At 50.0% G+C, this 11,822-nt stretch carries 8 protein-coding genes; 6 read left to right on the forward strand and 2 right to left on the reverse strand.

The genetic code is table 11. From position 1 onward, the window contains the following. Positions 1–7 precede the first annotated feature (7 nt). The 6 genes from rplK to rpoC all read left to right on the forward strand — a co-directional run bounded on the left by rplK (position 8) and on the right by rpoC (position 11,034). Positions 8–436 carry a 50S ribosomal protein L11 gene (gene rplK, locus AC0IWZ_RS22435; protein ID WP_034492296.1) on the forward strand — a complete coding sequence of 143 codons (429 nt, stop codon included), beginning with the start codon at positions 8–10 and terminating at the stop codon, positions 434–436. A 3-nt stretch (positions 437–439) separates the two neighbouring features. After that, positions 440–1,144 (forward strand): 50S ribosomal protein L1, encoded by a 705-nt coding sequence (rplA, locus tag AC0IWZ_RS22440; RefSeq protein ID WP_034492299.1) that lies wholly within the window; start codon positions 440–442, stop codon positions 1,142–1,144. Between the two features lie 295 nt (positions 1,145–1,439). Beyond that, positions 1,440–1,937 carry a 50S ribosomal protein L10 gene (gene rplJ, locus AC0IWZ_RS22445; protein ID WP_034461803.1) on the forward strand — a complete coding sequence of 166 codons (498 nt, stop codon included), beginning with the start codon at positions 1,440–1,442 and terminating at the stop codon, positions 1,935–1,937. Between the two features lie 66 nt (positions 1,938–2,003). Continuing rightward, the gene (gene rplL, locus AC0IWZ_RS22450; RefSeq protein ID WP_034461801.1) at positions 2,004–2,369 is read left to right on the forward strand and encodes a 50S ribosomal protein L7/L12; all 366 of its coding nucleotides are present in this window, start codon (positions 2,004–2,006) and stop codon (positions 2,367–2,369) included. A gap of 324 nt (positions 2,370–2,693) precedes the next feature. Continuing rightward, positions 2,694–6,722 carry a DNA-directed RNA polymerase subunit beta gene (gene rpoB / locus AC0IWZ_RS22455; protein ID WP_034492301.1) on the forward strand — a complete coding sequence of 1,343 codons (4,029 nt, stop codon included), beginning with the start codon at positions 2,694–2,696 and terminating at the stop codon, positions 6,720–6,722. 85 nt (positions 6,723–6,807) lie between these two features. Then, positions 6,808–11,034, forward strand: a complete 4,227-nt coding sequence (gene rpoC / locus AC0IWZ_RS22460; protein WP_034492303.1) for a DNA-directed RNA polymerase subunit beta' — start codon at positions 6,808–6,810, stop codon at positions 11,032–11,034. Positions 11,035–11,124: 90 nt separating this feature from the next. On the opposite strand, the gene AC0IWZ_RS22465 is transcribed toward rpoC, so the two are convergent. Then, the gene (locus AC0IWZ_RS22465) at positions 11,125–11,442 is read right to left on the reverse strand and encodes a PTS lactose/cellobiose transporter subunit IIA (protein WP_034492305.1); all 318 of its coding nucleotides are present in this window, start codon (positions 11,440–11,442) and stop codon (positions 11,125–11,127) included. A gap of 3 nt (positions 11,443–11,445) precedes the next feature. Further along, a complete protein-coding gene (locus tag AC0IWZ_RS22470; protein WP_034492306.1) occupies positions 11,446–11,754 on the reverse strand; it encodes a PTS sugar transporter subunit IIB in 309 nt (102 codons plus the stop codon). Positions 11,755–11,822: the final 68 nt, after the last annotated feature.

The raw sequence follows: 11,822 nt of genomic DNA on the forward strand, positions 1-11,822 counted from the left end.
AATTAAGATGGCTAAGAAAGTACAAGCCTACGTCAAGCTGCAAGTTGCAGCTGGTATGGCGAACCCAAGTCCACCAGTTGGTCCAGCTCTGGGTCAGCAAGGTGTGAACATCATGGAATTCTGTAAAGCGTTCAACGCAAAAACTGAATCCCTGGAGAAAGGTCTGCCAATTCCGGTTGTTATTACCGTTTATGCTGACCGTTCTTTCACCTTCGTTACTAAAACTCCACCGGCTGCTGTTCTGTTGAAGAAAGCTGCAGGTATCAAGTCTGGTTCCGGTAAGCCGAACAAAGACAAAGTGGGTAAAGTGACCCGTGCTCAGGTGCGTGAAATCGCAGAAACCAAAGCTGCGGACATGACTGGTTCTGACGTTGAAGCGATGACTCGCTCCATCGAAGGTACTGCTCGTTCCATGGGCCTGGTAGTGGAGGATTAAGAAATGGCTAAACTGACCAAGCGCATGCGCGTGATCCGTGACAAAGTTGATGTAACTAAACAGTATGACATCAACGAAGCCGTTGCCCTGCTGAAAGAGCTGGCCACTGCGAAATTCGTAGAAAGCGTTGACGTTGCTGTAAACCTCGGCATCGACGCTCGTAAATCTGACCAGAACGTACGTGGTGCAACTGTACTGCCGCACGGTACTGGCCGTTCAGTTCGCGTAGCCGTATTTGCCCAAGGCCCTAACGCTGAAGCAGCTAAAGCTGCTGGCGCTGAGCTGGTAGGTATGGAAGATCTGGCTGACCAGATCAAAAAAGGCGAAATGAACTTCGACGTTGTTATCGCATCTCCAGATGCAATGCGCGTTGTTGGCCAGCTGGGCCAGGTACTGGGTCCACGTGGCCTGATGCCTAACCCGAAAGTTGGTACTGTAACTCCTAACGTTGCTGAAGCGGTTAAGAACGCTAAAGCGGGTCAGGTTCGTTACCGTAACGACAAAAACGGCATCATTCACACCACCATCGGTAAAGTGGATTTTGACACTGACAAACTGAAAGAAAACCTGGAAGCTCTGCTGGTTGCGCTGAAAAAAGCTAAACCAACTCAAGCTAAAGGCGTTTTCATTAAGAAAGTTAGCCTGTCTACCACTATGGGTGCAGGTGTTGCGATCGACCAGTCTGGTCTGAGCGCAGTAGTGAACTAAGATTCACTGCTTTACGCGGGCGAAAGATTAGTCTAAAATCTTACGCCCGTTGCCTTGCAATGCAGGGCACAAAGAATTTTCGGTTGGAGCCTGGCCTTATCCAGGCCTCCGTCCAAGACCGCAGGTGTTTCGCAAGAGACTTAATTGCCTGCGTAGACGGTGACAGAACCTGAAGAATATTTTTGATAGTCTTTGGCTTGTTTCTGCTCACCGTATTTCGACGTTCATTATCGTTTTGGTGATGAATGAAGTGAGTTCCGGGGGCAACCCCGGCTAATATCCAGGAGCAAAGCTAATGGCTTTAAATCTTCAAGACAAACAAGCGATTGTTGCTGAAGTCAGCGAAGTAGCCAAAGGTGCGCTGTCTGCGGTTGTTGCGGATTCCCGTGGCGTTACCGTAGGTAAAATGACTGAACTGCGTAAAGCAGGTCGTGAAGCTGGCGTTTACATGCGTGTTGTTCGTAACACCCTGCTGCGCCGCGTTGTTGAAGGTACTCAGTTTGAGTGCCTGAAAGACACGTTTGTTGGTCCAACCTTGATTGCATATTCTATGGAACACCCGGGCGCTGCTGCTCGTCTGTTCAAAGAATTCGCTAAAGCGAATGCAAAATTCGAGGTTAAAGCTGCAGCCTTTGAAGGTGAGCTGATCCCGGCGGCCCAGATCGATCGCCTGGCAACTCTGCCAACTTACGAAGAAGCAATCGCACGCCTGATGGCAACCATGAAAGAAGCCTCTGCAGGCAAACTGGTTCGCACTCTGGCTGCTGTACGCGATCAGAAAGAAGCTGCTTAATAGCACTTTTCTTTCTCACGCATTTGCTTACGTATAAACTTATTCTGATTTTCAGGAACAATTGTTATGTCTATCACTAAAGATCAAATCATTGAAGCAGTATCCGCTATGTCTGTAATGGACATTGTTGAACTGATTTCTGCAATGGAAGAAAAATTCGGTGTTTCCGCTGCTGCTGCTGTTGCAGGCCCTGCTGCTGCTGCTGAAGCTGTAGAAGAGAAAACTGAGTTCGACGTTATTCTGAAAGCTGCTGGCGCTAACAAAGTTGCCGTTATCAAAGCAGTACGTAGCGCAACTGGCCTGGGCTTGAAAGAAGCTAAAGACCTGGTTGAATCCGCTCCAGCTGCGCTGAAAGAAGGCGTGAGCAAAGATGACGCAGAAGCTCTGAAAAAATCTCTGGAAGAAGCTGGCGCTGAAGTTGAAGTTAAATAAGCCAACCTTTCCGGTTGCAGCCTGAGATATTAGGCTGATGGCTGGTGACTTTTTAGTCACCAGCCTTTTTGCGCTGTAGGGTACCAGTAGCATTTCACACTGTTTGACTGCTGGTTGCCTTTCAATGCTTGTCTCTATCTACGACTTAATATACTACGACTTTCTATTCCGGGAGTTCCGGGGTAAAGCGTAGCGAAATGGTTTAAGAGTGATAGAAACAGGTATTGCGGAAAGTGTTCCACTTTCCGGTCCACAAAATAGTGTTGCACAAACTGTCCCCTTGTCGGGCAGATGGGTCGACTTGTCAGCGAGCTGAGGAACCCTATGGTTTACTCCTATACCGAGAAAAAACGTATTCGTAAGGATTTTGGAAAGCGTCCACAAGTTTTGGACATTCCTTATCTCCTTTCTATCCAGCTTGACTCGTTCCAGAAGTTCATCGAGCAAGATCCTGAAGGCCAGTACGGTCTGGAAGCGGCTTTCCGTTCCGTGTTCCCTATTGCAAGCTACAGTGGTAACTCTGAGCTGCAATATGTGAGCTATCGTCTGGGTGAGCCGGTATTTGACGTTAAAGAATGTCAGATCCGCGGCGTGACGTATTCCGCTCCCCTGCGCGTAAAACTGCGTCTGGTGATCTACGAGCGTGAAGCGCCGGAAGGCACCGTTAAAGATATTAAAGAACAAGAAGTCTACATGGGTGAAATTCCACTCATGACTGATAACGGCACCTTCGTTATCAACGGTACTGAGCGTGTTATCGTTTCTCAGTTACACCGTAGCCCAGGCGTGTTCTTCGATAGTGACAAAGGTAAAACCCACTCTTCAGGGAAGGTGCTGTATAACGCACGTATCATCCCTTACCGTGGTTCCTGGCTGGATTTCGAATTCGACCCGAAAGATAACTTGTTCGTACGTATTGACCGTCGCCGCAAATTGCCAGCGACCATTATTCTGCGTGCGTTACAGTTCACCACGGAGCAGATTCTTGATCTGTTCTTTGAGAAAGTTAATTTCGAAATCCGCGACAACAAGCTGCAGATGGAATTGGTGCCAGAACGCCTTCGTGGTGAGACTGCATCCTTTGACATCGAAGCTGACGGCAAAATATATGTCGAAAAAGGCCGCCGTATTACTGCGCGCCATATTCGTCAGCTGGAAAAAGACGATATTAAGCTTATCGAAGTTCCGGTTGAATACATTGCTGGTAAAGTCGCGGCTAAAGACTACGTTGATGCATCGACTGGCGAACTGATTTGCCCGGCGAACATGGAACTGTCTTTGGATCTGTTGGCTAAGCTGAGCCAGTGTGGTCATAAGCGTATCGAAACGCTGTTTACCAACGATCTGGATCACGGTGCATACATTTCTGAGACCATCCGTGTCGACCCAACCAGCGATCGCTTAAGCGCGCTGGTTGAAATCTATCGCATGATGCGTCCTGGCGAGCCACCAACTCGCGAAGCGGCTGAAAACCTGTTCGAGAACCTGTTCTTCTCCGAAGACCGTTATGACTTGTCAGCGGTTGGTCGTATGAAGTTCAACCGTTCCCTGCTGCGTGATGAAATCGAAGGTTCAGGTATCCTGAGCAAAGACGACATCATCCAGGTAATGCGTAAGCTGATCGGTATTCGTAACGGCCAGGGCGAAGTGGATGATATCGACCACCTCGGCAACCGTCGTATCCGTTCCGTAGGCGAAATGGCGGAAAACCAATTCCGTGTTGGCCTGGTTCGTGTTGAGCGTGCGGTTAAAGAGCGTCTGTCGTTAGGCGACCTCGATACCCTGATGCCTCAGGATATGATCAACGCTAAGCCTATCTCTGCTGCGGTTAAAGAGTTCTTCGGTTCCAGCCAGCTGTCTCAGTTCATGGACCAGAACAACCCGTTGTCTGAGATTACGCACAAACGTCGTATCTCCGCACTCGGCCCGGGTGGTTTGACCCGTGAGCGTGCAGGCTTCGAAGTACGTGACGTACACCCAACCCACTACGGTCGTGTATGTCCAATCGAAACCCCTGAAGGTCCAAACATCGGTCTGATCAACTCCCTGTCTGTGTATGCACAGACTAACGAATACGGTTTCTTAGAAACTCCGTATCGTCGCGTTGTTGAAGGTGTTGTGACTGACGAGATTCATTACCTTTCTGCTATTGAAGAAGGTAACTACGTTATCGCTCAGGCGAACACCAACCTGGACGAAGAAGGCCGTTTCGTTGACGACCTTGTAACTTGCCGTAGCAAAGGCGAATCAAGCTTGTTCAGCAACGACCAGGTTGACTACATGGACGTTTCCACCCAACAGGTGGTTTCCGTCGGTGCGTCCCTGATCCCGTTCCTGGAACACGATGACGCCAACCGTGCATTGATGGGTGCGAACATGCAACGTCAGGCCGTTCCAACTCTGCGCGCTGATAAGCCGCTGGTTGGTACTGGTATGGAACGTGCTGTTGCCGTTGACTCCGGTGTTACTGCGGTTGCTAAACGTGGCGGTACTGTTCAGTACGTTGATGCGTCTCGTATCGTTATTAAAGTTAACGAAGACGAAATGCTGGCTGGTGAAGCTGGTATCGACATCTACAACCTGACCAAATATACCCGTTCTAACCAGAACACTTGTATCAACCAGATGCCTTGTGTGTCTCTGGGTGAGCCAGTTGAACGTGGCGACGTGTTGGCAGACGGTCCGTCTACTGACCTCGGTGAACTGGCTCTTGGCCAGAACATGCGCGTAGCGTTCATGCCGTGGAACGGTTACAACTTCGAAGACTCCATCCTCGTATCCGAGCGTGTTGTTCAGGAAGATCGTTTCACAACTATTCACATCCAGGAACTGGCATGTGTGTCTCGTGACACCAAGCTGGGGCCAGAAGAGATCACCGCTGATATCCCTAACGTGGGTGAAGCTGCTCTCTCCAAACTGGATGAATCCGGTATCGTTTATATCGGTGCTGAAGTGACCGGTGGTGACATTCTGGTTGGTAAGGTAACGCCTAAAGGTGAAACCCAGCTGACTCCAGAAGAGAAACTGCTGCGTGCAATCTTCGGTGAGAAAGCGTCTGACGTTAAAGACTCTTCTCTGCGCGTACCAAACGGCGTTTCCGGTACCATTATCGATGTGCAGGTCTTTACCCGCGATGGCGTGGAAAAAGACAAGCGCGCGCTGGAAATCGAAGAAATGCAACTGAAGCAGGCGAAGAAAGACCTGACTGAAGAACTGCAAATCTTTGAAGCTGGTCTGTTTGCTCGTATCCATGCTGTGCTGGTTGCTGGCGGTGTTGAAGCTGAGAAGCTCGACAAATTGCCACGCGATCGCTGGTTGGAACTGGGTCTGACTGACGAAGAGAAGCAAAACCAGCTGGAACAGCTGGCAGAGCAGTACGACGAGCTGAAGCACGAGTTTGAGAAGAAACTTGAAGCTAAGCGCCGCAAAATCACTCAGGGCGATGACCTGGCACCTGGCGTGCTGAAAATCGTTAAAGTGTATCTGGCCGTTAAACGTCAGATCCAACCTGGTGACAAGATGGCAGGTCGTCACGGGAACAAAGGTGTTATCTCCAAGATCAACCCGATCGAAGATATGCCTTACGATGAAAACGGCACGCCTGTAGACATCGTACTGAACCCGTTGGGCGTACCATCTCGTATGAACATCGGTCAGATTCTGGAAACCCACTTGGGTATGGCTGCTAAAGGCATCGGCGAGAAAATCAATGCCATGCTGAAGAAGCACGAAGAAGTTTCCAAGCTGCGCGAATTTATCCAGAAAGCATACGATTTGGGTTCAGATGTTCGTCAGAAAGTTGACCTGAACACCTTCACCGACGATGAAGTTCTGCGTCTGGCTGAGAACCTGAAAAAAGGTATGCCGATTGCTACTCCTGTCTTCGACGGTGCAAAAGAGTCGGAAATCAAAGAGCTGCTGAAACTGGGTGACCTGCCGACTTCCGGCCAGATCACACTGTTCGACGGCCGTAGCGGTGAGCAGTTTGAGCGTCCAGTAACCGTAGGTTACATGTACATGCTGAAACTGAACCACTTGGTTGATGACAAAATGCACGCGCGTTCTACCGGTTCTTATAGCCTGGTTACTCAGCAGCCGCTGGGTGGTAAGGCTCAGTTCGGTGGTCAGCGCTTCGGTGAGATGGAAGTGTGGGCACTGGAAGCTTACGGTGCTGCTTATACCCTGCAGGAAATGCTGACTGTTAAGTCTGATGACGTTAATGGCCGTACCAAGATGTATAAAAACATCGTGGATGGTAACCATCAGATGGAACCAGGCATGCCGGAATCCTTCAACGTTCTGTTGAAAGAAATCCGTTCGCTGGGTATTAACATCGAGCTGGAAGGCGAGTAATCACTCGTATCTGCTGTACTGGTTACAGGATGTCCGGGTCACACCGGACGTCTCTGAGAAGTCTCACTCCGACGGGAGCTAATCCGTGAAAGACTTACTTAAGTTTCTGAAAGCGCAAACTAAGACCGAAGAGTTTGATGCGATCAAAATTGCTCTGGCATCGCCAGACATGATTCGTTCATGGTCGTTCGGCGAAGTTAAAAAGCCGGAAACCATTAACTATCGTACGTTCAAACCAGAACGTGACGGTCTGTTCTGTGCTCGTATTTTTGGGCCAGTGAAAGACTATGAGTGCCTGTGCGGTAAGTACAAGCGCCTGAAACACCGTGGTGTAATTTGTGAGAAGTGCGGCGTTGAAGTCACCCAAACTAAAGTGCGCCGTGAGCGCATGGGTCACATCGAGCTGGCTTCCCCAACTGCACACATTTGGTTCCTGAAGTCACTGCCGTCTCGTATCGGCTTGCTGCTGGATATGCCACTGCGTGATATCGAACGTGTACTTTACTTCGAATCTTATGTGGTAATCGAAGGCGGTATGACCAACCTCGAGCGCCGTCAGATCCTGACTGAAGAGCAGTATCTGGATGCGCTGGAAGAGTTCGGTGACGAATTCGATGCGAAGATGGGTGCGGAAGCTATTCAGGCCCTGTTGAAAAACATGGATCTGGAGCAAGAGTGTGAAACTCTGCGCGAAGAGCTGAACGAAACCAACTCCGAAACCAAACGTAAAAAGCTGACCAAGCGTATCAAACTGCTGGAAGCGTTCGTTCAGTCTGGTAACAAACCAGAGTGGATGATCCTGACAGTTCTGCCGGTTCTGCCGCCAGATCTGCGTCCATTAGTTCCGCTGGATGGCGGTCGTTTCGCAACGTCAGATCTGAACGATCTGTATCGTCGCGTTATCAACCGTAACAACCGTTTGAAACGCCTGCTGGATCTGGCTGCTCCTGACATCATCGTACGTAACGAAAAACGTATGTTGCAAGAAGCGGTAGATGCCCTGCTGGATAACGGCCGTCGCGGCCGTGCGATCACGGGTTCTAACAAGCGTCCTCTGAAATCTTTGGCCGATATGATCAAAGGTAAGCAGGGTCGTTTCCGTCAGAACTTGTTGGGTAAACGTGTTGACTACTCCGGTCGTTCTGTAATCACCGTAGGTCCATACCTGCGTCTGCATCAGTGCGGTCTGCCTAAGAAAATGGCACTGGAGCTGTTCAAACCGTTCATCTACGGCAAGCTGGAACTGCGTGGTCTTGCTACCACTATTAAAGCTGCGAAGAAAATGGTTGAGCGCGAAGAAGCTGTCGTTTGGGATATCCTGGACGAAGTTATCCGCGAACACCCGGTACTGCTGAACCGTGCACCAACTCTGCACCGTTTGGGTATCCAGGCATTTGAGCCAGTACTGATCGAAGGTAAAGCTATCCAGCTTCACCCGCTGGTTTGTGCGGCATATAACGCCGACTTCGATGGTGACCAGATGGCGGTACACGTTCCACTGACGCTTGAAGCTCAGTTGGAAGCGCGTGCGCTGATGATGTCTACCAACAACATCCTGTCACCAGCGAACGGCGAGCCAATCATCGTTCCTTCTCAGGACGTTGTATTGGGTCTGTACTACATGACCCGTGACTGTGTTAACGCCAAAGGCGAAGGCATGGTGCTGACTGGCCCTAAAGAAGCTGAGCGTATTTATCGCGCAGGTCTGGCCTCTCTGCATGCGCGTGTAAAAGTGCGTATCACCGAGTACGAAAAAGACGAAAACGAACAATTCGTTGCGAAAACCAGCATTATCGACACCACCGTTGGTCGTGCGATTTTGTGGATGATCGTACCGAAAGGCCTGCCTTACTCCATCATCAACCAGGCGTTGGGTAAGAAAGCCATTTCCAAAATGCTGAACACTTGTTACCGCATTCTGGGTCTGAAACCGACAGTAATCTTTGCTGACCAAACTATGTACACCGGCTTTGCTTATGCAGCGCGTTCAGGTGTTTCTGTTGGTATCGATGACATGGTCATCCCAGCTAAGAAAACTGAAATCATCTCTGAAGCGGAAGCTGAAGTTGCTGAGATTCAGGAACAGTTCCAGTCCGGTCTGGTAACAGCGGGCGAGCGTTATAACAAAGTTATCGATATCTGGGCTGCGGCGAACGATCGTGTATCCAAAGCGATGATGGACAACCTGCAAACTGAATCCGTTATTAACCGTGACGGCGTCGAAGAGCAGCAAGTTTCCTTCAACAGCATTTACATGATGGCCGACTCCGGTGCTCGTGGTTCTGCGGCACAGATTCGTCAGTTGGCTGGTATGCGTGGTCTGATGGCTAAGCCAGATGGCTCCATCATCGAAACGCCAATCACCGCGAACTTCCGTGAAGGTCTGAACGTACTCCAGTACTTCATCTCCACGCACGGTGCTCGTAAAGGTCTGGCGGATACCGCACTGAAAACTGCGAACTCCGGTTATCTGACGCGTCGTCTGGTTGACGTTGCGCAGGATCTGGTTGTTACCGAAGACGATTGTGGCACCCTCGAAGGTATCACGATGACTCCGGTTATCGAAGGCGGCGACGTTAAAGAGCCACTGCGTGACCGCGTATTGGGTCGTGTAACGGCTGAAGACGTACTGAAACCTGGTACTGCTGATATCCTGATCACACGTAACACTCTGCTCCATGAGCAAATGTGTGACCTGTTAGAAGCTAACTCTGTTGATAGCGTGAAAGTACGTTCTGTTGTGGGTTGTGAAACCGACTTCGGCGTATGTGCGCACTGCTATGGTCGTGACCTGGCTCGTGGCCACATCATCAACAAAGGTGAAGCAATCGGGGTTATCGCGGCACAGTCCATCGGTGAACCTGGTACTCAGTTGACGATGCGTACGTTCCACATCGGTGGTGCGGCATCTCGTTCTGCTGCTGAATCCAGCATTCAGGTTAAGAACAAAGGTAGCATCAAGCTCAGCAACGCGAAGTCGGTTGTGAACTCTGCCGGTAAACTGGTAGTGACTTCTCGTAACACTGAACTGAAACTGATTGATGAATTCGGTCGTACTAAAGAGAGCTATAAAGTTCCTTACGGTGCGGTAATGGGCAAAGGTGATGGCGAGCAGATTGCAGCGGGCGAAACCGTAGCAAACTGGGATCCGCACACCATGCCAGTTGTTTCTGAAGTAAGTGGTTTCATCCGCTTTACTGACATGATCGACGGCCAGACCATTACTCGTCAAACTGACGAACTGACAGGTCTGTCATCTCTGGTTGTTCTGGATTCTGCAGAACGTACTGCGGGTGGTAAAGATCTGCGTCCAGCACTGAAAATTGTTGATGCTCAAGGCAACGACGTTCTGATTCCTGGTACAGATATGCCAGCTCAGTACTTCCTGCCTGGTAAAGCGATTGTTCAGTTGGAAGATGGTACTCAGATTCACTCTGGTGACGCGCTGGCGCGTATTCCTCAGGAATCCAGTGGTACCAAGGACATCACCGGTGGTCTGCCACGCGTTGCTGACCTGTTCGAAGCACGTCGTCCGAAAGAGCCTGCTATCCTTGCTGAAATCAGCGGGATCATCTCGTTCGGTAAAGAAACCAAAGGCAAACGCCGTCTGGTAATCTCTCCACTCGACGGCAGCGATGCTTACGAAGAGATGATTCCTAAGTGGCGTCAGCTGAACGTGTTCGAAGGCGAAGTTGTAGAACGCGGTGACGTTGTTTCCGATGGTCCAGAATCTCCGCATGACATTCTGCGTCTGCGTGGCGTGTATGCTGTGACTCGTTACATCACCAACGAAGTGCAGGACGTTTACCGTCTGCAAGGCGTTAAGATTAACGATAAACACATCGAAGTCATCGTGCGTCAGATGTTGCGTAAAGCAACCATCGTTAACGCTGGTAGCTCTGACTTCCTGGAAGGTGAGCAGGCTGAATACTCTCGCGTCAAGATCGCTAACCGCGAACTGGAAGCGAACGGCAAGATTAACGTGTCCTTCTCACGTGATCTGCTGGGTATCACCAAAGCCTCTCTGGCAACCGAGTCCTTCATCTCCGCGGCATCGTTCCAGGAGACAACTCGTGTGCTTACCGAAGCAGCCGTTGCGGGTAAACGTGACGAACTGCGCGGCCTGAAAGAGAACGTTATCGTGGGTCGTCTGATCCCAGCTGGTACGGGTTATGCGTATCACCAGGATCGTATGCGCCGTCGTGCAGCGGGCGAAGCGCCAGTTGTACCTCAGGTAACTGCAGCAGATGCAACTGCCAGCCTGGCAGAATTGCTGAATGCAGGTAATCTGGGCGGTAACGATAACGATTAATCGTTAGAGACGCCAAAAACAAAAACCGCTCGAAAGAGCGGTTTTTTTATGCCTGAAATCTGAAGCGTTAAAACTGAAAGGAACGAAAAATCAGTTAGCTAACGGCAGACGGCGGTACAATTCAATCATGTCTTCGGCTAAATCCTGGATAACCATCGCATTCATCAGGTGATCCTGAGAGTGTACGGTAATCAGGTTCACTGGCAGTTTGCCGGTGCCTTCATCCAGCCCGATGAGCTGGGTCTGAATTTTGTGTGCATGTTTCACAAACTCACGAGATTCTTCCATCGCTTGTTGAGCCGCTGCGAAATCACCTTTACGTGCCATTTGCAGAGCTGTCAGTGCCTGGCTGCGTGCGCTACCTGCATTGACCAACAATTCCATGATAATCGATTCTAAATCTTCCACGTCTTATGACTCCATCATTTTCAAAGCTTTATCCAGTACGACATCACCTTTCATCATGCCGTAATCCATCATGTCGATGACCGCAACGGTTTTACCCATCGGCTCTGCGATCGCCTGTAGTTTTGCATGCTCATACTTAACTTGTGGACCCAACAGCACAATATCCGCTGTGTCGATGTTGTCTTTGAACTCGGCAACTGGCACAGCCTTGATAGAGACTTCAATACCTTTCTTCTGAGCGGCGTCCTTCATGCGCTGGACTAAAATGCTAGTCGACATACCCGCTGCACAACACAAAACGATATTCTTCATAGATCTGCTCTCAGTGTCCGTTCGATACACTGATAATTATCCGTGACGCCTCGCTACAACAACCGCTT

This window comes from Buttiauxella sp. AC142 (assembly GCF_979253435.1).

Excerpts from the sequence above, each read along its gene's own strand:
- rplK (WP_034492296.1), top strand. The coding sequence starts at position 8 with ATGGCTAAGAAAGTACAAGCCTACGTCAAGCTGCAAGTTGCAGCTGGT.
- rplA (WP_034492299.1), top strand. The coding sequence starts at position 440 with ATGGCTAAACTGACCAAGCGCATGCGCGTGATCCGTGACAAAGTTGAT.
- rplJ (WP_034461803.1), top strand. The coding sequence starts at position 1,440 with ATGGCTTTAAATCTTCAAGACAAACAAGCGATTGTTGCTGAAGTCAGC.
- rplL (WP_034461801.1), top strand. The coding sequence starts at position 2,004 with ATGTCTATCACTAAAGATCAAATCATTGAAGCAGTATCCGCTATGTCT.
- rpoB (WP_034492301.1), top strand. The coding sequence starts at position 2,694 with ATGGTTTACTCCTATACCGAGAAAAAACGTATTCGTAAGGATTTTGGA.
- AC0IWZ_RS22470 (WP_034492306.1), bottom strand. The coding sequence starts at position 11,754 with ATGAAGAATATCGTTTTGTGTTGTGCAGCGGGTATGTCGACTAGCATT.